This is a genomic window from Rhizobium sp. NLR16a (genome assembly GCF_017948245.1).
GTDB lineage: Bacteria > Pseudomonadota > Alphaproteobacteria > Rhizobiales > Rhizobiaceae > Rhizobium.
Genome location: NZ_CP072869.1, coordinates 43,353 through 64,316 on the forward strand (window position 1 = coordinate 43,353; position 20,964 = coordinate 64,316).

Here is a 20,964-nt window from a genome sequence, read left to right on the forward strand (position 1 = left end):
ACGTTCCTCCATCCCACAGAGACCTCCTGCCGGTCGAGTGGCAAGCGCAGACCAAGCAGCGACGCGCCGTAGCCGACCGGAGTAGGCTTGGATTGCATGCACCATAGCGTCAATGCCGTGGGCGGCGAGGTGCGGCGGCATGCTGAGCGTTAGTTCGGAATCGAGGATCGCCTACTCCTGAATGAGGGGCGGCGAGATCACGACTTTCTTTTCGGCGATAGTGTCGCTACGATGGCGACAGGCTTCACTTGCGATCCGGTGGCCGCCGTGGCCGGCACCCGCAAAAGCGGCAGCCGCTCGCCGGTGGCAAGGTAGATACCATAGATATCATCAAGCCAACCCGGGGATTTCGAGAGATAGACGACGAGCTTTGCCGTATGCGGCGCGCTGCCGCCGCCGATCGATAGGACAGCTTCGATGCCGCGCTGGCGGGAAAGTTCAGCCGCCGCTCCGATGACATGCGATGGCGGGTAGGTGACCAGGCCGTCGAACACGGTAAGCGCGATATCCCGCGGGAATATACCATCAACCAATGCTGAAGAGCGGTATTAAGCGGAAGCAGCCATGGCCGCATAACTTGAACGAAATCGTCCCGAGTAAATCCGGTGCGGTTCAACCTCACGCAAATGCGGGATGTTCTTGCAACACCTCATTTGCTAGTTTTCCTCTGCCGATGTGATCTTCTTGCTGAGGTCCTTATCCGTCGAGCGCACGTGGATGCGCAAAATACGTGAGTTCACTTGCTTAGCCTCTGGATTCGGAACTCGCCTTTCCTGCAGTCGTCGAGCGCGAAGCCAGCGAGACATAGAACGGGGCGCGGCCCCAAACCTCGAACATGATGTCCATTATCTCTGCATTGGCGCAATTCAGCGATTTCATCGCTTGCTCGTACGACGATCGGCCTACCGCTCCGCTTGAGAGCTCATACAATGATCGGCCTTTGTCCCGCGCTTGCCGGATCGCGTCCGACTCCCAGACGGTTGCTGTCAACAGATCATCCCCCAGGGATTCGCGCAACATTGCGATTGACTTCTGCTGTGAGACGTCACGCGGATCGTGCCTTGTCACCAGATATTTGAAGAAATCATGATTTACGGTCCTCCCAGCCCTTTCGATCAGTGCGACGGAATGCGTGAAAGAGTAGAGGGACGAGGTCATTGACACGATCTCAGGCATCTCAGGGCGGACCGTCACAAGAACGCCGGTTGCTGCTTCATATGCACCCGCGGTCAGAAAGTCTCCATCTCCGCAGGCGAGAACGATCACATCATAATCCGCCTCAACTTCCTTAAGCGCAGACACCATCCTGGCGCTAGCGTCCGGGTACCTCAATTTCTCGCTACGGAAGCGCCGGCCACACTCCTCTTCAAAAAAAGAGAGTTCGGCAGAGCCCGGAACGAGATCAAGACCATCAAAAAGGGTGGGTTGGATTGCTGACCGCATACTTTCCTGATGCTCGTCAAAGCGTATCGCCGCATAGATGCTCGCATTGTGGACTGGATAACCAAAGTAGTAAAAACCGAACATCTTAGATAACGAGCCGTGCGAATCGAGATCTATAGCGAGGACGCGGAAACCTTGAAGTGCAAGGCCTTGAGCCAGATAAAACGATGTGGTGGTGCTTGCGGGACCGGCGACTACCGAGATGATCTGCAGCTTATCACCCTCGCGTCGCCGCGGGCGAAACTTCAAAGCCTCTTTTGGACGGGCTGAAGCGAGATGATTACGGAGTTCGTTGATCTGTTCAAGTGTATAGGAGCGTCGTCCTGCGGTCCCAAGCTCGGGTGTCGGGCCTTGCCCATCAATTGACAACTGGCGCAGATAGCTACCCGACACACCGAGAATCTCAGCGACCTCGCCCAACGAGAACGAGCGCAACGTCCTGAGGTCTGGAAGTGGTGCTCTGGCGGCCACGCCCTGCGCCTTTATGGAAGCCCAAATACTATCGCTATGGCGCCGAACGCGATCCACTATACGCTCTTCATCGTCTGGTTTCTCGGATTGTGGCATAAATAACCTCGTGACGGGTTTTGTAATGAATGACGGTTCTATTACGATATTAGGTAGGCAGCAGTCAATATGCTTCGCCTCATCGCTCTATCGAGACGGCCTTTCGTCAGCCTCATCTGATGTAGTTGTATTGCTCCTCTTCGTGAGAGCGCAGCGAAGCATTTCCTCGGCGACCCGCTTCGGGCTCGGGCGTGGGTCAGTCTTCGAGCGGAAGTATGTTCCTCCATCGCGGGGGCCTTTGCAGGTGAAGCAATCGATCCAGCGCGCTGGCGGTTCTGCGCAACGGCATGACCTATTATGCAAAGAGACTGAGCGGCGTGACGCTACAGATCGAAGACGCGCAGAACGACGTTTCTAAGCAGCAGAGCCAGATCCAGAATTTCATCGCCTCCAAGGTCGATGCAATCATCGTCAACCCTGTCGATACCGATGCGACCACGGCGATGTCGAAGCTCGCGGCCGATGCCGGCATTTCGCTGGTTTACGTGCTTCCAACGAGCTGGAATCCGGCACGCTGGAAACCAAGGAAATCTGCCGCATTCGCGGCGGCACTTTGCTCCCTTCATTGGGTAACGAGCAGAACACATACTCGCCGTCTTCGAGCGAGGGCTTCATATTCGACAGCATCTCGAACTTGTCTCGCAACACAGTAGTCATTTTAGCGGTCCCGCTGTCGATAATCATCGTGTCTTAAGATGGTCGGTCATTGTGTAGGACGGAAACCGGGAGCGAACAAATGAGATTTCCTTAACTGACATAAGGCAGATTGTCGATGTTGGATCGATTCCGTCGCTCAAAGCTTGCTTTGCGAAGGACTTCGACAAGTGCCTGAAGCTGTGATTACAGGTTTTGACCTTGCCCCCAAGTTTTACCCAGTTTTGAGTTCGCTCCAGCGGTTTTTGGTTGCTGTTGTTGGTTCGGTAGCGGCGGGTTGCGGTGCGGAGCCATTTCGGCTTCGCAGCACCGGATAGAATTCCCGGCATTGCAAGTGGCAAACGTTACGCGGCGAAAAACAATCCACGGCGAGGCGCCGAGGCTTTGCGATGCAAGCTCCGTTTGCCGTCGATTCCGGAAAGTGCTCCGCCAATACTGATGACAACGAATGGAACGGCAACAACTGTATGAGCGATGATGACCTTAAGTAGGTATTCGTCAGGCCGAGTCGAGCGAGAAGCACCTGCATCCGAACACCAAGCACCACCGCAGGCACCACCATTGGCAGACGGAAAAGTGTGTTGTTCCGCGCAACAAAAGGGTTCGAGCTCGAAGGCCCAAAGAAGCCGCCATTTCAAGTAAGGTGGCTAACAACGTAGTCCCGCCACCAATCATCAGGCTGTTGACGATCGATCGCCGCCACGTGTCCGCCGGAAGCAGTTCCTCAAACCAACGAAGGGAATAGGACGGAACAGCGTAGGTCAGAATTACGCAAGACCAAGGCGGCCAAACGCCTGCTGGAAGCAAGGATACCTGCCGAAGCGCATCGTCACCGACAAGCTCCGCTCCTATGGAGCGGCACTGCGGCAGGTCGTGCCTACTCGACCATCGATCGCACAAGGGGCCCGAACAATCGTGCCGAGAATTCGCATTTGCCGCTGCGAAAACGTCAGCGGATGATGCAACGATTTCGCTCAACGGGTGCGTTGCAACGCTTCACCAACATCTTCTCGGCCGTGCGAAATCTCGTCGTCCCTTCACACTCAACGCGTTCCGCCATCGCGGTTCACCTGCATCGTCTCGATGCGTTCGCCCAACGGAAAATGGCTACTGCAGTGACGGCCTGAGCCCGCATCATACCGCAAACGCACCTAGAGAAGTTAATTTGACACCGCCCTTTTCGCCGATCGCACCTTGGTCGTTGGCACTCTTAGCACGACCCCCGTCAAGGTCCACTCCCTGCCCGCCTCTCACGGCATAGCCGCTGGGACGGGTTTAATTGGTTTCTCTGCGTTCCGCGTCCAGCCAGTTTTCGAGCTTCAGTCCGGGATACGCCAGGAAGTCCCGCGTGTTGTTGGTCACCAATACCGTGTCCAGAGCGATCGCATGCGATGCGATCAGTTTGTCGAGATGATCTTTCTTCCGGTCTCTCGTCGCCATTCGAACCGGACCGTAGGCACGCGCTGCTGCGATCCCAAACGGCTCTACCGTGATCAGCTCGGCCAGGGCGGTGAGATTATCAAGTTCTCGTGCCGGATCATCGGATGCGGAAACACCGTACTCGAGTTCCGCGAAGGTGATGGCGGACATCACCACGTCCCCCACATAGCAACTGGCAAAGCGGCGAGCGACCTGCTCCGGCTGGTTTTTCATCAGGTAGATACACATGTTCGTATCGAGCATGTAACGCGCCATCAGATCTTATCCCGCTCCTCTTGCTCATGGGACTCTCTTCCGTCGCGCATGAAATCCGGAGAGAAGCGGGCGAATACATCCAGAACGCCGGCCAGGGAGCGATGCACAGGACGGATGCGAAGCTCGTCGCCGATGCGCTCGATTTCCAACTCAACATCGGTTCGCTCAAACGCCAGTTCCGCCGGTATGCGAACCGCCTGGGAATTTCCATTCTTGAAAGCTTTAGTGGTGTGCATGTCATCAACCTTGTGTGTACGTGGATGTACTATATCCTAGGCTTTCCAACTTGTACATACTTAGTGTGTACGTTTAGCGCTTGGACGGGCGCATCTCGCAACAGGTTGCGGTCGCTCGTGCCGAATCGTGTGCTGGTCCACCCGCCAGCGGGTATTGGCCCATTCGGGCAACAGTTCGTTCCTGCCCCGTCCCAATCTAGACAGACGATTGAGAGCGCGATGCCGCGCTCACATTTGCAAGGAGCATCCGTAGAAGGCGTATGCGCGTCTCACCCGTGACATGCCGCTCTTACGATAGGCCGGTACTTGCGCCAATGTCGCCGGCAGCCGCGACTTCGACGGCGTAGTGCGAAAGGCGGTGAAATGTTCGCCGCCGATCTGTGTTGTATCTAGATTGCGATTGGACGGGCACCTACGTCGTCGACCGTGACAAATGGGCGGTGTATTGCAGATGTATGGCTGATCTCCGCTTTGCGGCGGATCTCCGCAACCGACATCCTGGCGATCGTTCCTCCCGGCCGAAGGCGAGCCCACGCCGGACCGCGGAGCTCGCTGCGGAAATTGTCTCGCTGTGCCCTCACTAAGAGAAAATTCAATTAGAAAGGCCTTTCGATGGAGCCGGAAGTTTGCTGGCGCGGCAGCTTTTTGGCTGTTGACGAGCATATAACGATTCTATATCGTTCCGACGGATTAAAAACAAAATACATATATAAATCCGTCAGGATTCTAATGTTGCTCATTTCGAGAATCCGCGCTTCAAGGGGTCCAACTCCCTTGTCTCGGCGATTGAATGAGGGGGTCGAGTACATCTTTGGCGTCCCCGGCGAGGAAGCCCTCGACGTCGTCGCTCCTGCTCCATCTGCATCAAGTCGGCGCCTTCCTGTCACGATGAGGACACCGGCACTCTCTCAAAAGAAGGATACTGTCACGATGGTCCGTACCCGCAGAAGCCATTTCAGAAGACGAGATCACCGGCGTTTATTGTCCCACAGATGGAACGCGCGCCACGTTTTGGACTCGAAGCAACTCGAGCTGATCCTCAACACACTCATTCCTGAACACACTCATTCCTGAACCTTGGAGAATAAAACATGACCTCTAATATAAGTATTGGCTCGCCAGCCCCGTCGATCAACGTGCAGCACTGGCTCCGCGGCGATCCGCTTTCCAACTTCCAGCTCGGCAAGATCTACATCCTCGATTTCTTTTCGACTACCTGCGGATATTGCGCGCCGGTGCTGTCCCACTTGGCGCAGATGCAGGAGGAATTCAGCGACATGGGAGTTGAACTCATCGGGGTCGCAGCAAATGAGGAAGCTGAAACGGCTAACGAGGCCCTAGCTCAGGTGGACAAATGGGTAACCAAATGGCTCCCGAATACGAAAATTCGGATCGGGTTCGACCACTCAGGCGAAATGGCTAAGCATTGGCTGTTAGCCAGCCTGTCTTTCCATCTTCCACAGGCGTTCATTGTTGGCCGAGACGGCAGCATCGCCTTCATCGGTGATCCGGACATGCCCGTGCTGCAGACCCTGGCGGAGTATAAGGGTGAGCAGGGGTGATGTCAGGTTAACTCGCCATGAAGCGACCGGCTGGTAGTTGATGCCAATGACCCAGCCGAGTTAATGATCAATGTAACAGACATTCCCAAATATTAGCGATCGCTTCTCGCAAAGTACATTTGCCGGAAGGCGATGTTGTCGCCGCTGACCTTCTTCCCTGGGTTGGTGTCCACTTTGTGGGCGGGCACAAAAGCTACATGCTCAACAAAGGTGCAGCGATGCTGACGCGACGGGTGGCGATGCCTCTCTGGAATCCACTGCTTTTAGGAGGCACGCCATGTGTAATGAATTGATCCTCATCATCGATGACGATCGGGAAACGCGTGCTCTACTAAAATTTTACCTTGAGAGAGAAGGTTATCGAACAGTGGAGGCTTCCGATGGAGAAATAGGCCTTGCGCACCATATGAAGCTGAAACCCGATCTCGTCATGCTCGAAGTCTCGTTACCCCGCCGGAACGGCTTTGAGGTATTGGCTGAAATAAGGCGTCGCGGCGACACGTTGGTGATTGTGGTGACGTGCCGGGACAAGCCTATTGACGAACTGCAGGGCTATCGATGCGGAGCAGATGATTACATTGTCAAACCGTTCGAACCGGACGTAGTGGTAGCCCGTACCACAGCGGTGCTACGGAGGGCCGGTGGTCGCATCGCCAATCTGCCAATCCGCCTTGGAAAACTGACTGTCGACCAGTCAGCACGCGCCGCATGGGTAGATCAACCGACCGGACGAAAAGACCTGCAGCTGACCCAAACGGAGTTCAAGCTTATCGCTCGTCTGGCTCGTTCCCCCGGCCGCGTGTTCGAGCGTGGTGAACTGATTGACGAATGTTTTCCAGACAATGTACCGCTCGACCGGACCATAGATACTCATATGTGCAATCTGAGATACAAACTCGGTGCCGCAGGCGTGCGCGGCATGCTGGTCTCCGTCAGGGGCATTGGATACCGAATGGACAATACAGATGGTTAAATTAAAGCTAGAAAATTTGCAAACAATGATCGTTCGCGCTCGTGTGCAAAAGCTACAATCTTCATCACGATACTGGATGAACTGTCTCCGGACGCCTCCGAGTCGTCCTGGACTGTTGTCGCCGCACTCAGTTTAATAGCAATAATCGGTCTTATTCCCGCCGCCGTTGTCGGCCGTCGGCCTAGCCCAAGACATCGTGAGTGCTCTGCCACCCATTCGATAGCCGCCGGTGATTATTCCGTGCGTGTCACACCGCCCCCGAACCCGTTCGAGGATGCCTATGCTTTTACCGCCAATATTAACGCGATGGCCGAGCGCCTGGAGGAGTTTAAAGCAGACCTCAGATACTGGAACTCAGCGATTGCGCATGAAGTCCGAACGTCCTCGACCGTGCTATTAGGCAATCTGCGTGGTCTTTCGACCGGTGTAATCGCTCGCATGATTCCCTATCTCGACTATCTTGATTCTATCATCACGATTTAGAGAATCTTCTTCTAATTGAAATAGGTGGCCTGGCTGATGCCCTCCTTGCGGCAGATCTCAGCAACCAAGACACCTTCATCACCTTGCTTCAGAATGAACGCCTTCTGCGCGTCCGAAAATTGCGATGCCTTCATCGTCTTCCCTTCCTTTCCCTGCGAGGAAAATGCACCGGAAAACTCTAACCAAAACTGGTCTAGTTTGAAGGGTTCAGATCAGAACTTCGTCAGCGGTCGGTGATAGTTTGAGCTTGATCACATTGTGGAACAGTGGCGCACTTGCGCTATGCAGGCGGCCTCAAAATCTGATTGCCGTAGAGCTTCTTGTAACCCCCATAGCCATCGGTATGCACCACACCGCTGGAGTATGCGAATTGGTCAGCCTCAACATTTCCACGTACAAGTTTCGAGATTTTCTACCATTTTGATCTTAAGATCATGACGTTTATGAATTGCGAAACCACGAAATACACGCGTCTACAAGAACATCTACCGGATCTATAACATCAGTACCTTTGAATATGTCTCGCGACGCGCTAGACAGCTCACTGCATCCAAGTATAATAGCGTCAGGCTTGAGGCTTCGTGTTCGCGCTACCAGTAATGCCATTTTAAATCTGGCGCGACTTATATTTCCGCTCTTGACGTCATCAATGACCCTTGTTGCGTCTTGTTGGATTGAGTCGACGTCAGGGACGGCGCCCCCCCAGCCTGCAGCTGAATATCCATATAATTTGCGTTGAATATTTGCTTCCATTCCTAAGACAATTGTTCGCAGGTTATCCATATCCGTGTCGTTATGCTGATGTATAAAGTCGCGGGTAACCTCAACCATACTAATGAAATTTATTGTTAGAGCATTTGCAATATCGGACGACCAAAAATGTGCCGTATTGCAGGGAATGGCTATAGCTCCACATCCAACTTTCTCGAGCCATTGCGCGCGTTCCAGGATTTGCCGCAAAGGCGTGTCGCTGGCGATAGATATTGCGTGTGATCGATCAGAAATGTTGGGAAGTGATAGAGCAATAAATGGGACGTGCTCTCGATCTGTCTCCCCGCCACTCTTGTGAGCCAAAGCCTGCAGAAATTTGGCAGTTGCTAGGCTTTCCATTCCTCCTATCACTCCAAGTGGCTTCTTTAACCCAGTTATATGGGGAGGACAGGCATTTGCTTCCCGTTTTCCGTTAAGCATCAGAAAAACTCATCTTGGGGGAGAGTGGATTCGGTGACACATGAGTGCACCGCGGGCGACTGCAATCGAATTTTTTCTGTTCACTGATCAATCATTGCGGAACGTCCCTTTAGTTGGTCTCGGCAGCAAAAGGCCATGATAGTCATCATCGGTGTCTCCTTGTTGCCGTCTGTATGAGCTTAGTAAGTTCAAGTCGCGTGGAGGTTCGATGGAGCGATCATGGACGCGCGGCCTAAAGGGCGAGCGCATCAAGTTCCGCCGCGCGTTAGGTCACGGCAACAGCACATCGCCGCTTTAGCAGATGTCAGGTGCGGTGACCCGCCGGCTTCCGGGCGGTCGATGACCGCAGCGCAGCAGCGCACAGATCCAGGTCGCGAAGAGCTAGCGATAACGTCGCCCACAGGCACGTCAGCCTTCTCGTGCGCACTAGGAGGTTCGGTTGTGATGCCGTGCTCTGTGGGAGACAGTGCTCCCTGCCTTTAATGCCAATCGTTGAATGTGGGATAAACGAGATCTTCGGTCTGTCCGTCGAAGCCTTTGGTATCGATTTCGGGAGTTGCCGGATCGCTTCGGCTAATTGCGCGTCGGAACTTGCGTGTGGACGGCGCGACGGCGCAGATCCTGACAATCGCCGAGGACAAGGCTTTCACCGACGATGTCCCTTTGTCTGCAGGAGCGACGGTACCATCGAGATCCCGGAGGCTAGCATACCCTTTCCGGCAACTCAGTCGCCTTGCGGACCGCTTGAGCTGATCCTTAGGGCCTCGAGCATACGAGCCAATGGCGAAGGTCGTGGCGCGTTGTCGATTGCTTCTTCCCGTGCGAGGCCACACCGACATGGGGGATCGTTCCTCCTGGCCGAAGACGGGTCTACACCTGACCGGAGCGGATCGTCGAGCTCGCTGCGCCCTCGCGGAGTGAAAATGAGCCGATGTTAGCCGCGGCACCATATTGGACCTCGACATTGCATAAAATAGTCGATATGAGCTCCACATGACGGCATTACACCGTCATTGCGATAATCATCCGTCAAAATGGACACGTCGCAATGGCAGCCCGTACCGCAGAGACTTCTTCAGAAGACGAGATCACCAGCGTTTGTTGTCCAACCGATGGAACGAGCGCCGCCTTTCGATATCGGAGCAACTCGAGCAGATACTTGGCAGGAAGGGCTCATTCCTCGAGCACGGAGCGCTGGCTGAAAGACTGTGGAGAACAAGAAATGACTTCTAGTTTAAATAGCGGCTCTCCAGCCCCGTCTATCAAAGTGCAGCACTGGGTGCGCGGCGATCCGCTTTCCAACTTCAAGCTGGGCAAAATATACATCCCTGTGTTCGTTTCGATTACCTGCAGTGGTTGCGGGCCGGCGCTGGTCCGCCTGGCTCAGTTGCAAGAGCAATACCGGTACATCGGAATTGAGGTCATCGGCATTGTAGCAAATAAGCGGACTGCAACGGTTGACGAGGCCCTAGCTGAGGTGGACGCATGGGTGACCAAATGGCTCCCGAATGCGAACATACGGATCGCGTTCGACTACTCAGGCGAAATGGATGAGGATTGGCTCAAAGCCAGTCTATCTTTCGCCGTTCCACGGGCGTTCGTTGTCGACCAAGACGGCAGCATCGCGTTTATCGGCCACCCGGACTCGCTCGAGGACGTTTTGCCAAAAGTGACTGACGGAAGCTGGCGCGCCAGCGCGGAAGCAAAAAATGCCGAAAAGGAGCGGATTGCTGAAGGCGAGATCGATGCAACGGAGAACGCGTTGCGTCGTCGAATTCGGGCGGCGACAGACATTGAGGATTGGAAGTCGGCGCTCTCGGTAATTGAAGAGGGCATCAACCTTTTCCCGGACAGGATCTCTTTGCGCCAGTCGCAAGTCTCGATGTTGATCGGAGAAATGCGCGACATGGAGGCGGGCTGGATAGCATTAGCGCAATTCGCTCGCGATGCAATTGAACGAAACTCTGAAGATTGGCGTTTCGCGGCGATGGAAGAACTCTTCGGTCCACACTATGATTACTCGGAGCTTCCATTTGCAGAACGCTTGTCGCTGGGCAAGGAGCTCTCCGAACGTTGCCTGATACTGTGTGCACAGCAAGATGCCCTCTCACGGGCTGAGTCTTACGAAACGATTGCTCAACACTACAATGAGAGCGGCGATTACGGCCTGGCGGTGGGGTTGATCGAGCTTGCTTTGAATTTGGTAGACGGAGGGCCACTTCCAGACGAAGATAAGCAGGAATGGCTGGCGCATTTGCTGCGAGTCCTGACGGAATACAAGGGCGAGGCGGCTTTTTACGGGGGAATATGCATGCCTCCGCCGAAGTAGCCTTGAAAATAGCAACCTGTTGGCGCTGCTCAGGCAGCTCCAACAGGAATTCTGACGAACATTGGAGCAAAACGCATGCAGATCCAACCTGATCGCTCGCTTCTTGCGCGAGCTTCCGCAATGGGTCGTGGCTGTGGACCGGTCCCAAGTCTTCGCGAGAGAACCTAGCCATTATTGGAGTGCGCCCTGAAGGTCGTGGGACTGTTAGCCAAAATGTCAGATGCGGACGGCCTGACCGCAGGGCGACGCTCCTATACGCTTCGATAGATCAACGATTCCCGTTGCTGCTGACGCTTGCAAGACGTCCAGTGCTTCATGCCGGCACCTTCCCCCGCTGTTCGTGCGGTAAAGTATTGCGGGCTGACAATCGCCGCTGAGACGTCTTCTACATGCCTCTTAAGTCATTCGCTGCCGGCAGCGCCCGCCGGTCACCTTTCGCCCTTTCACCGCATAGAAGTGTCATCATGTCTGGACAATCATTGCCGACGCTGCCGATGTGGCGCGTCGATAACATCGAGCCCTCACCCGAAATGTTGACGCTATGCGCCAACGGTCCGATCCACCGCGTGCGCTTCCCCTCGGGGCACGAAGGCTGGTGGGTAACAGGCTACGACGAGGCTAAGGCGGTCCTGTCCGATGCGGCCTTTCGGCCCTCGGGAATGCCTCCGGCGGCATTCACCCCGGCCACGGTTATTCTCGGTTCCCCTGGGTGGCTGGGCTCGCACGAGGGCATCGAGCATGCCCGCTTACGCACGATCGTGGCGCCGGCCTTCAGCAGCGGAAGGCTGAAGCTGCTCGCGCAGCAGGTCGAGGCGATCGCCGCACAGTTGTTCGAGACGCTGGCGGCCCAGCCCCAGCCCGCCGACCTGCGCCGTCATCTCTCGTTTCCGCTTCCGGCCATGGTCATCAGCGCGCTGATGGGCGTGCCCTATGAGGATCACGCCTTTTTCGCCAGGCTGTCCGACGAGGTGATGACGCACCAACATGAAAGCGGCCCGCGTAACGCGGCGCGCTCGGCCTGGGAAGAATTGCGCAGCTACATTCGCGGCAAGATACGAGACAAGCGTCAGGATCCGGGTGACAACCTACTGACGGATCTGCTCACAGCGGTTGACCAGGGCAAGGCGAGCGAGGAAGAGGCGGTCGGCCTGGCGGCCGGCATGCTGGTGGCCGGGCACGAGACAACCGTCGCGCAGATCGAATTCGGCCTGCTGGCCATGTTCCGCCATCCGCAACAGCGCGAACGTCTCGGCGGCGATCCATCCCTGGTTGACAAGGCGGTGGAGGAAATCCTGCGAATGTACCCGCCGGGCTCGGGCTGGGACGGCATCATGCGTTATCCGAGGACCGACGTGACGATCGCGGGCGTGCATATTCCCGCGGAGAGCAAGGTGCTGGTCGGCTTGCCGGCGACGTCATTCGACCCACGCCATTTCGACGACCCAGAAATCTTCGACATCGGACGCGACAGAAAGCCGCACTTGGCTTTCTCATACGGGCCGCACTACTGCATCGGCGTGGGGCTGGCCAGAGTGGAACTCAAAGTGGTGTTAGGTTCGATCTTCCAGCGCTTTCCTGCTCTACGCCTGGCCGTGGCGCCCGAAGAACTAAAGTTGCGCAAAGAGATTATCACTGGTGGGTTCGAGGAGTTTCCGGTGCTCTGGTGATTCATGGACACCAGCGGGATCGCAACCTTCTTGAAATGCGCAGGAGCTATCGAGACCGCCCTCCATTAGCGGTGGTGATCGGGGCGGATTGCAAGACATGTCGGCAACCCTACAAAACATAGCGACAACGAAACATGTGCAATCTCGAAGGCTTAGCCGCACCAAAATCGAGTTGCATCATCACGAGGTAACGCGAGAAGCCAAGGTTCCGAACAAGACACATGCCGCAGCCACGTTACGCCAGGGAGTGAGGGTTCCGGATATTTTGTCCGTAACGTTCAAAGAGAGTGGCAGCCGGTCGACAGCGCAAGTCGCAGCTTCGGACCTTGTTCACGCCCTCTCCCGCAGCCCTTAGCAGCGCGTTGTTCCATTTTTATGACAGATAAGCTCCGGCTTTAAGATATCGACGCCTCGGCGACGCGGAAATGCATCCGCATCTCGCTGGTCTCGGCTTCACGATCGAGCAGTGCTCGTCGGTCAACGGAGCCGTTGAGGAAGCTGATATCGTCACCACGGTAACGGCAACAGTGCGCGACCATCCTGTCGGACAACCATGTCAGCCTGGCATCCACATGAACGCGGTGGTGGGGATGCCTGGCGAGACGGAACTTAGCAAGGATATCCTCCTGCGCTCGGACATCTTTTTGGAGTATCCGCCACAGACCCGCATCGAAGGCCAGATCCAGCAGTTGCCGGTCCAGCATCCTCTATCGAACTTTGATGACTGGTCGAGTGGACGGCCGTGGAAGCGCCGACCAGATCACGGTGTTCGACAGCGTCGGCTCCGCCATCGGCGCAGAGATGCAAGGCGGGATGGTGGTTCAAGCGTATGAGGATTTTTGGCCACATAGTGCGATCGGCAACAAGATACCGACCCCACTGGTGAATTCGGAAAGCCGCGAGCCCGCTTCACGAAATATGCGGGAAAGTCCGAAGAGCCGAGTCGATGTAACGATGCGGTGCCGCCCATATCTGTGAGGTGCGTGCGCGATCTACGGCCACGAACCAGCGCCAGACGGACCTCATCGGTCACGCCGCAAGCCAGCATCCGACCGGAGGCACTCTCCACGAACAACTGTCCCGAATTGCCGCACTATTTAGCATTCGCTTGCATGCGCAGACTGCGATGATACCGTTCGCCGACAACCTGGGGGGATCGCGTATGACAATTGAAGAGCTGATCGATATACAGGAAGCAGGTTCAAGAGCGCGGGTGCTCGGCCTGAAGGCTCACGAGAACCCATACCTCGCCGCCCACAGGACGCCTACTGGTGATGGCAGCGCTCTCGGAGATCGGCTTGCGCGGCACGACGCGTGGAAGTTCGGTTGGGAAGCGGAGGATGCTAGCCGCGAAGGAAGGGTTGTTTCGCACTTCCAGGAATTGGCCTCTGCCAAACGGCGTTCGCATGATGCGTAACGTTATTGTGGTGGTTCGCTAGCGACGAGAAGTTTTCAGGCCCGTCGCGGCAAAGGATCGGCATCTTTTCACCATCGGGTCGCCGCCAGCTGCCCAACTGCGGTGCAAACTCGCGACGGCCCACAATCAGCTTCCGAATCTGGCAGGAGCGTTCAGCCGGTAGGGAAGCTCCTAGGGAGTGATGCACTGATCATTCCCAAGCGGAGAGCGACGGACAAACATTCGAGAATTGCCTCGGCGTGATACGCTCATGGCCCGCAGGTTGGGCCAGGGCGTTCGAGAAACCTGCGGAGGCCGTTGAGCGGCCGTCGTCTTGAAGGAATCGGCCGAAGAACGGCGCGGCCTGAGCTCATAGTCTTGACGCCTTAAGGATGGTGGAACTCGAACGTCAAACAGGATGCAACCCCGCGTGGCAGCGTACAATGCTGGTGAATGTCCGGGGCACTTGGCGGAGTTCGGTATCGCGACGCGACAGGGCATTGCCGCAGTCGGAATGCTTATGTGACACGGATCAAGCACCGGCACATAGCGCGAGAAGGTGTCGACCACCGTCAGAACCCGCAACTTCTTTCCGGTCGCCAGCTGGTCGTGAACGAGGTCCATGGCCATGCCCCAACCCTCACGCTCTAAGAGCACATGCACCCGACGGTAGCCGTAGCGCACTGTCGCAGATCTCGCGAATACGCCGTTCCAAGCCGGCCTGATCGGCACGGCGAGAGATGTAGTGTTAGCTTGAACGATCGAAGTTGAGCGTCCAATGACGGGCAAGGGCGTGCGTTATCGACATCATCCGGCCTCCACCCAATTCCTGCTCGCTTAGCGGCTCCGCTCCAATACGGCTATCTGCCTATGCAATCGCTGCCTTGGATCGAACCGGCTCAACGCTACTTTTCCTTGATTTTCTCCGGAAGAAAGGAAGGCCACTATAAGGAAGGCCACTATAATGAGGAATACGACGACCAGGTAACCGGAACTATCTCCGCTATTGCTCCCACTTCGGCTTGCGACGGCCGTGGGAGCTGGCGGCGACACTTGCGGCGAAAGGCTCACCGGCTCGGAAGAAAGGACCTGGCTTGCCGCCAGTGCGGTTTCCAGCTCGCGTTCGTCGTGCGATGAGAGGCCAAGTTTCAGGGCTCGGATCGCGCCGAGGTCCGCTCTCGCAAAGTTCCTCCTGGCCGAGATGGACGAAGCCGCAACCTTCCTCGATCGCAAGCCGCCAGTGGTCGTTGACGATCAGCTCACATCGATTTAGCGCAGACTGCTACTGCGCGACTAATCTCGGTACATAGTTCAGCCTCCGGACGATCCTTGATGCGCAACTGTACCAGCTTGATGCCGAGAGGGTACCAGTCGGGCAATCCACTCGGCGCTGTCGACGATCAGGTAGAACGGGTCGCGCTTCAAGTGAACACCGCCTTTCCGATCACCGGCGTGGAGGGTACGGCCATGTCGCGCGGCTCCATCAGTCCGGCGTTAAAGGCTTGATTGCCGGCGGCGATTGCCGCGGCAAAGGCGGCTGCCATCGCGGCGGGATCTGCCGCGCCGGCAACGGCGGTGTTGAGCAGAACCGCATCGAAACCGAGCTCCATGACCGCAGTTGCGTGCGACGGCCGACCGATGCCGGCATCGACGATCAGCGACACGTCAGGGAAATGGGCCCGCATTGCTCTGAGCGCCGTGGGATTGAGCGGCCCGGCGGCACTGCCGATCGGTGCGCACCAAGGCATGAGCACCTTGCAGCCGGCGTCCAGCAGTCGTTCGGCCACAACCAGATCGTCCGTCGTGTACGGGAAGACTTCAAAACCTTCACCGACGAGAATGCGAGCCGCCTCGACGAGACCGAAGACATCCGGCTGTAACGTATCATGGTTGCCGATAACCTCGAGCTTGATCCAGTCGGTGGAGAACAGCTCGCGTGCCATCCTTGCCGTCAGCACCGCTTCCGCGACGCTGTGGCAACCTGCGGTGTTGGGTAGGATACGAACGCCGAGCGCGCGGACCATTTCGAAGAAGGTGCCCCCACTGCGGCCGCCAGACATTTCACGACGAAGCGAGACGGTGACGATTTCCGTCGCCGATTGCCTTACAGCCTCGGCGAGGACGGCAGGAGAGGGGTATCGCGCTGTGCCAAGCAGCAGACGGGAGGTAATTTCGGACCCATAAAGCGTCAGCATCAGTCAACCTCCCTGCATCGGCGACAGGATTTCGATTCTGTCATTGTCGTTGAGCGATCGATCGAACCGGTCTTCGCGATGGACAAGCTCACCGTTGACGGCTGTCGCCAGCCAATCACCCTCGTATTCCATCAAGACTAAAAGCTCCGACAGCGTCTCAGCCGCGACATCCAGAGCCTCGCCATTTACGATTAATTTCAAGGGGCGTTCCTTCCCGTAGTGTGTTGGTTGAAGACAAGTTCAGCGGCCTCGGCGGCCATGGCTGGCGCGAGCAGAAAGCCGTGGCGGTAGAGGCCGTTGAGCGAGATCACCTTCCCCTGATGGCTTGCACGTGGAAGATTGTCCGGAAAGGCTGGGCGGATTCCGACACCCGTTTCGATTATGGTTGCATCGGCAAAGGCCGGATTTAGCGTGTATGCAGCGTTGAGCAGTTCCATCAGTGAACGGGCGACTATAGGCCCGTCGAATTCCGTCTCGATCATCGTCGCGCCGACCATGAACAGACCGTCTCCACGCGGGACGATGTAGACGGGGAAACGCGGATGGAGCAAGCGGACCGGCCGGGAGAGATCCACGTCAAAGCTTCTAAGGTAGAGCATTTCGCCGCGAACGCCGCGCAACTCCTTCGCCTCGCCGATCTGCGCTGCGCCCGTGCAATCGACGACACCGTCAAAGCTCTCCTCGTGCGGGCTCTCGCCCACGAAGGTGACCCCCTGAACCGTCAGCTTGGTGCGCAGCAGACACAACACTCGCCGAGGATCGAGATGGGCTTCGCGGCGAAAGAACAGCCCATGCCGGAATCGCCCGGCAAGAGAGGGTTCCAGCGACGCGATCGCCGGCTCTTCCAGCCATTCATAACCGGTCGTGCGGCAGGCAAAGCGTCTCAGTTCACCAAGATCGCGGGCCGACGCGACCACGAGCGTTCCGTTTCGTCGCACCTCTCCAGGCACCATTGCCTCCCATTTGTCGGCGGCGGTGAGGCCGCGCATCAGCACGGCGCCATCAGCACTCTCCTGCTCGCACCAGGGCGCCAACATTCCGCCCGCGAGCCACGATGCAGCGCCGAGGAAACTGCCATATGGATCGAGCACGGTGACCTCGGCATCTCGAGCGCGCAGTTCATGCGCCACCGTCAGGCCGGCAACGCCGGCGCCTTTGACAAGCACACGCATCTCATTCGCCCGATTGCTGTTGGGCTTCTATCGGCATATAGAGGCCGCCGTCCTCACGATAACGCGCTGCCATCGCATCCAGACCTTCCTTCTGTGCTTCGGCGCGGATATCGTGCGAGATGCGCATGGAGCAGAATTTTGGGCCGCACATGGAGCAGAAATGCGCCACCTTATTGGCTTCCTTCGGCAACGTCTCGTCGTGGAAGCTGCGGGCGGTTTCGGGGTCTAGCGAGAGGTTGAACTGATCCTCCCAGCGGAATTCGAAACGGGCGCGGGAGAGCGCGTCGTCGCGCAGTTGTGCGGCCGGATGCCCCTTGGCGAGATCGGCGGCGTGGGCGGCGACCTTGTAGGTGATGACGCCGGTCTTGACGTCGTTCCGATCCGGAAGACCCAGATGCTCCTTCGGCGTGACGTAGCAAAGCATTGCCGTGCCGAACCACCCGATCGTGGCAGCGCCAATCCCAGAGGTGATATGGTCGTAGCCGGGTGCGATATCCGTCGTCAGCGGCCCGAGCGTGTAGAAAAGGGTGCCTCGCCGCAGACCTCGAGCTGCTTGTCCATGTTCTCCTTGATCTTGTGCATCGGCACATGACCGGGACCTTCGATCATCACCTGGCAATCCTTCGCCCAGGCGATATTGGTCAGCTCTCCCAGTGTTTCCAGTTCGGCGAATTGCGCTGCATCGTTGGCATCGGCGATGGAGCCAGGGCGCAGGCCGTCGCCGAGCGAGAAGGAAACGTCATAGGCGCGGCAGATGTCGCAGATCTCCTCGAAATGTTCGTATAGGAAGCTTTCGCGATGATGATGGAGACACCACTTCGCCATGATCGAACCGCCGCGCGAGACGATGCCGGTGACGCGGTTGACGGTGAGCGGGATGTAGTGAAGCCGCACGCCGGCGTGGATGGTGAAATAGTCGACGCCCTGTTCCGCCTGTTCGATCAGCGTGTCACGATAGACCTCCCAGGACAGGTCTTTGGCAATGCCCTCGACCTTCTCCAGCGCCTGATAGAGCGGCACGGTACCGATCGGCACCGGCGAATTGCGGATGATCCATTCGCGGATATTGTGGATATTGCGGCCGGTGGAGAGATCCATGACCGTGTCGGCGCCCCAGCGGGCCGCCCAGACCATTTTCTCGACCTCTTCCGTCATGGACGAGGTGACAGCAGAATTGCCAATATTGGCGTTGATCTTCACCAGGAAATTCCGGCCGATGATCATCGGCTCGGATTCCGGATGATTGATGTTGGCGGGGATGATCGCCCGACCCGCCGCCACTTCCTGCCGGACGAATTCCGCCGTCACATGGTCCGGAATATGGGCGCCGAAGCTTTCGCCGTCGCGGACCATGGCATCCGCCTGCGCCTTGCGACCAAGGTTTTCGCGGATGGCTATGAATTCCATCTCGGGCGTGATGATGCCGGCGCGCGCATAGGCGAGCTGGGTGACGGCCTTGCCCTCCTTTGCGCGCAACGGATGGCGTAGCGTGGGGAATTCGGGCGTCAGCCTTTCGCCGCTGGCAAAGCCGTTGTCTTCGGGGCGGATATGGCGGCCCTGATAGGCCTCGACGTCGCCGCGGGCGAGAACCCAGTCGCGTCGCAGTGAGGGAAGCCCTTGTTCGATACGGATCTCGGCGCCCTCGAGCGTATAGGGGCCGGAGGAGTCGTAGACGACAACGGGCGGCTCGCCCGATGTCGGGTGCAGGCTGATTTCGCGCATCGGCACGCAAATGTCGGGATGGACGTCCCCCCGAATGTAGATCTTCCTGGATGCCGGCAAGGGGCCGGTGGTGACGGTTGGGGTGGCGGCGATATTCATGGTTTGAGGCTCCAAGTTTTCGATTGGAGACCCAGTCATCAGCCGGAATGATGAAAAGACGCCGGCACGGATTCCAAGCGTGAATCCACTGCCTTTGAGCGCTTGCACCGTCCCTACGCCAGTATGAACTGGATCAGGTTCAACGGGTCACTGCGCCACAATCGGCAAAGCCGTATTGTCCAGCAGTATCTCAGCCCCTTGCCGGGACCCCCCTGGTGAATGCGAAAAGGGTAGAGGCTTGCCGAGGGGACTGTCAAGCGACAATCTGCGATGGCACGGGGTCAGGTTACACACAGGCTATCGTGCGTGTCGCCGCGATTAAGCGATGGACAAGGGCAATCGTCCGGCCGGCACGCTTCCGCAAGACAAGCGCCCTTGTCGCATAGGCAGTCGATTTATTCTGAGTAGTTCGCCAAATCTACCGAGATACAGAAGCGCTATTGAGAAAGCAGGCGCGGAACTGGAAAGTCTAGTACTTTGTCCGTGTAGCTTTCGACCAGGGCGCTAAACGGCGTGCCGTCTGGAAGTTTGAGTACGGCACGATGTTCGAGCAGGAACGCCGGCAGGCCGAGGGAACTTGTTTCATGCGCTGTTAAGCCGTCCATGTCCCAGCCTTCGGATAGAGGGGACCAGAGCAACTTGGCAGACAGGTTTGTGCGAGTGAAATTGAGAGCCTGAACGGCTCTGCCAAACGCGATATCGCTGGTATTCAACGCCTGATTCATCTCCGCAGTTAATTTTGCAGGTACATACCAGTTGTCGGCTTCGGACAAGACGCGGTCGCCGCAGACCAGTCGGACGCGGCGATAGGCGATCAACTCACCCGGTCCGACGGTTAGAAGATCACGGATGTCCTCATCGGCCGGTTTGCCTTGCCCGCCCACACGCTGAGCTACGATCTTGAAACCTTCCGGTGCGAGCTTATGCGCGGCGCACCAACGGTCAAGGGTCAACGTAGCACTGGCGTTACTCAGGAGATTGGCATTCAGGGTCTGGAGGACCGCAAGCGCTTCCACCCGAGATACCGGCGTGTTCAGCCACTGAGCCCCTATAGACGGTTCTTGCGCAATTGCGAACTGGGTGCCCAGCACGATGGCAGCCGCTGCAAGCGCGGCGATGCGAATGCATTTCGCAGAACATAATGACATAGAGAATGAAATCCTTTCGGAAGTATAATTGGGCGAACCTTGCGGGCCAAATACCCTTGAATTTTGCCGACAAGTGAGCGTTGTCAGTGTATATGATAGCGGCAGCAGGATTTGAACTAGGGCTTGCGCGTACCGTGTAACGGTCAGGTTCCTGAAGACTTTCTTACCATCTTTCGATGTTCCTGCGGTGCTGGTTCGCACGTTTTGAAACCCGTGTGCCCGAGCCGTCCTTTGCTTGCGTTGCATCCATGTCGTCCATGATGTCCTCCATCCGCTCGCCGACCTGTTGTTGTAGTTTGCAAGAGTTGGCGACTGAGCAGGCGCTTCCATTCTGGAATATGGAAACCCGAGAGACGTGGATTTCAAATGAGGGACGTGGCGGCCGGTCCGAACTCTCCCAGTTCCATACTCGTAACTCTCACCTAATGGTTT

Annotated in this window: 15 protein-coding genes, 9 pseudogenes and 1 riboswitch; of the genes and pseudogenes, 9 read left to right on the forward strand and 15 right to left on the reverse strand. The window is 57.0% G+C overall.

The window, feature by feature from the left end; all coding sequences use genetic code 11:
- Positions 1 to 197: 197 nt before the first annotated feature.
- Both J7U39_RS31955 and repA read right to left on the reverse strand, forming a co-directional pair.
- Positions 198 to 494: an iron-containing alcohol dehydrogenase gene (locus J7U39_RS31955; RefSeq protein WP_247241811.1), complete on the reverse strand. Its 297-nt coding sequence runs from the start codon at positions 492 to 494 to the stop codon at positions 198 to 200.
- 250 nt (positions 495 to 744) lie between these two features.
- On the reverse strand, positions 745 to 2,010 hold the full coding sequence (gene repA, locus J7U39_RS27210) for a plasmid partitioning protein RepA (protein ID WP_210633163.1): 1,266 nt from the start codon (positions 2,008 to 2,010) through the stop codon (positions 745 to 747).
- A 272-nt stretch (positions 2,011 to 2,282) separates the two neighbouring features.
- Here repA and J7U39_RS27215 point away from each other — a divergent pair.
- Positions 2,283 to 2,560 (forward strand): annotated as a pseudogene (locus J7U39_RS27215) (substrate-binding domain-containing protein); the annotation flags it as partial.
- A gap of 32 nt (positions 2,561 to 2,592) precedes the next feature.
- Here the strand turns inward: J7U39_RS27215 and J7U39_RS32290 are convergent.
- A pseudogene (locus J7U39_RS32290) lies at positions 2,593 to 2,694 on the reverse strand (hypothetical protein); the annotation flags it as partial.
- Positions 2,695 to 2,972: 278 nt separating this feature from the next.
- A pseudogene (locus J7U39_RS31965) lies at positions 2,973 to 3,441 on the reverse strand (ABC transporter permease subunit); the annotation flags it as partial.
- Between the two features lie 24 nt (positions 3,442 to 3,465).
- Between J7U39_RS31965 and J7U39_RS27225 the strand changes: the two are divergent.
- A pseudogene (locus J7U39_RS27225) lies at positions 3,466 to 3,791 on the forward strand (DDE-type integrase/transposase/recombinase); the annotation flags it as partial.
- Positions 3,792 to 3,939: 148 nt separating this feature from the next.
- Here the strand turns inward: J7U39_RS27225 and J7U39_RS27230 are convergent.
- Positions 3,940 to 4,359: a type II toxin-antitoxin system VapC family toxin gene (locus tag J7U39_RS27230; protein WP_018496488.1), complete on the reverse strand. Its 420-nt coding sequence runs from the start codon at positions 4,357 to 4,359 to the stop codon at positions 3,940 to 3,942.
- Positions 4,359 to 4,595 (reverse strand): type II toxin-antitoxin system VapB family antitoxin, encoded by a 237-nt coding sequence (gene vapB, locus J7U39_RS27235; protein WP_127431704.1) that lies wholly within the window; start codon positions 4,593 to 4,595, stop codon positions 4,359 to 4,361. Before vapB ends, J7U39_RS27230 begins: the two co-directional genes overlap by 1 nt.
- A gap of 1,091 nt (positions 4,596 to 5,686) precedes the next feature.
- Between vapB and J7U39_RS27240 the strand changes: the two genes are divergently transcribed.
- The 3 genes from J7U39_RS27240 to J7U39_RS27250 all read left to right on the forward strand — a co-directional run bounded on the left by J7U39_RS27240 (position 5,687) and on the right by J7U39_RS27250 (position 7,613).
- A complete protein-coding gene (locus J7U39_RS27240; RefSeq protein WP_210633164.1) occupies positions 5,687 to 6,157 on the forward strand; it encodes a TlpA disulfide reductase family protein in 471 nt (156 codons plus the stop codon).
- A gap of 277 nt (positions 6,158 to 6,434) precedes the next feature.
- Positions 6,435 to 7,130 carry a response regulator transcription factor gene (locus J7U39_RS27245; protein ID WP_210633165.1) on the forward strand — a complete coding sequence of 232 codons (696 nt, stop codon included), beginning with the start codon at positions 6,435 to 6,437 and terminating at the stop codon, positions 7,128 to 7,130.
- A 240-nt stretch (positions 7,131 to 7,370) separates the two neighbouring features.
- Complete coding sequence (locus J7U39_RS27250; protein WP_210633166.1) at positions 7,371 to 7,613, forward strand: hypothetical protein; 243 nt, start codon at positions 7,371 to 7,373, stop codon at positions 7,611 to 7,613.
- A gap of 14 nt (positions 7,614 to 7,627) precedes the next feature.
- Here J7U39_RS27250 and J7U39_RS27255 read toward each other — a convergent pair.
- Positions 7,628 to 7,747 (reverse strand): annotated as a pseudogene (locus J7U39_RS27255) (transposase); the annotation flags it as partial.
- 79 nt (positions 7,748 to 7,826) lie between these two features.
- A pseudogene (locus J7U39_RS31970) lies at positions 7,827 to 7,971 on the reverse strand (transposase); the annotation flags it as partial.
- A gap of 2,055 nt (positions 7,972 to 10,026) precedes the next feature.
- Between J7U39_RS31970 and J7U39_RS27265 the strand changes: the two are divergent.
- The 4 genes from J7U39_RS27265 to J7U39_RS31975 all read left to right on the forward strand — a co-directional run bounded on the left by J7U39_RS27265 (position 10,027) and on the right by J7U39_RS31975 (position 14,217).
- Complete coding sequence (locus J7U39_RS27265; RefSeq protein ID WP_210633168.1) at positions 10,027 to 11,133, forward strand: redoxin family protein; 1,107 nt, start codon at positions 10,027 to 10,029, stop codon at positions 11,131 to 11,133.
- A 464-nt stretch (positions 11,134 to 11,597) separates the two neighbouring features.
- Positions 11,598 to 12,800, forward strand: coding sequence for a cytochrome P450 (locus tag J7U39_RS27270; protein ID WP_210633169.1), 1,203 nt, complete (start codon positions 11,598 to 11,600; stop codon positions 12,798 to 12,800).
- 425 nt (positions 12,801 to 13,225) lie between these two features.
- Positions 13,226 to 13,633: a hypothetical protein gene (locus tag J7U39_RS27275; protein ID WP_259669244.1), complete on the forward strand. Its 408-nt coding sequence runs from the start codon at positions 13,226 to 13,228 to the stop codon at positions 13,631 to 13,633.
- A gap of 329 nt (positions 13,634 to 13,962) precedes the next feature.
- Positions 13,963 to 14,217: a CrpP-related protein gene (locus J7U39_RS31975; protein ID WP_131702558.1), complete on the forward strand. Its 255-nt coding sequence runs from the start codon at positions 13,963 to 13,965 to the stop codon at positions 14,215 to 14,217.
- A gap of 507 nt (positions 14,218 to 14,724) precedes the next feature.
- Here the strand turns inward: J7U39_RS31975 and J7U39_RS27280 are convergent.
- The 7 genes and pseudogenes from J7U39_RS27280 to J7U39_RS27310 form a co-directional block, all read right to left on the reverse strand.
- Positions 14,725 to 14,959, reverse strand: a pseudogene (locus J7U39_RS27280) (IS3 family transposase); the annotation flags it as partial.
- A 332-nt stretch (positions 14,960 to 15,291) separates the two neighbouring features.
- Positions 15,292 to 15,621: pseudogene (locus J7U39_RS27285) on the reverse strand (thiamine phosphate synthase); the annotation flags it as partial.
- Entirely contained in the window at positions 15,618 to 16,391 is a 774-nt protein-coding gene (locus J7U39_RS27290) for a thiazole synthase (protein WP_210633170.1), read from the reverse strand. The gene J7U39_RS27290 and the pseudogene J7U39_RS27285, both read right to left, overlap by 4 nt.
- Before the next feature lie 3 nt (positions 16,392 to 16,394).
- A complete protein-coding gene (gene thiS, locus J7U39_RS27295) occupies positions 16,395 to 16,592 on the reverse strand; it encodes a sulfur carrier protein ThiS (protein WP_131591212.1) in 198 nt (65 codons plus the stop codon).
- Positions 16,589 to 17,563 carry a glycine oxidase ThiO gene (thiO, locus tag J7U39_RS27300; RefSeq protein WP_210633171.1) on the reverse strand — a complete coding sequence of 325 codons (975 nt, stop codon included), beginning with the start codon at positions 17,561 to 17,563 and terminating at the stop codon, positions 16,589 to 16,591. The genes thiS and thiO overlap by 4 nt, the downstream gene beginning before the upstream one ends.
- Before the next feature lies 1 nt (position 17,564).
- A pseudogene (gene thiC, locus J7U39_RS27305) lies at positions 17,565 to 19,384 on the reverse strand (phosphomethylpyrimidine synthase ThiC).
- Positions 19,385 to 19,476: 92 nt separating this feature from the next.
- Positions 19,477 to 19,608: riboswitch (TPP riboswitch) on the reverse strand.
- Between the two features lie 213 nt (positions 19,609 to 19,821).
- Positions 19,822 to 20,532, reverse strand: coding sequence for a hypothetical protein (locus J7U39_RS27310; RefSeq protein WP_210633209.1), 711 nt, complete (start codon positions 20,530 to 20,532; stop codon positions 19,822 to 19,824).
- Positions 20,533 to 20,964 lie beyond the last annotated feature (432 nt).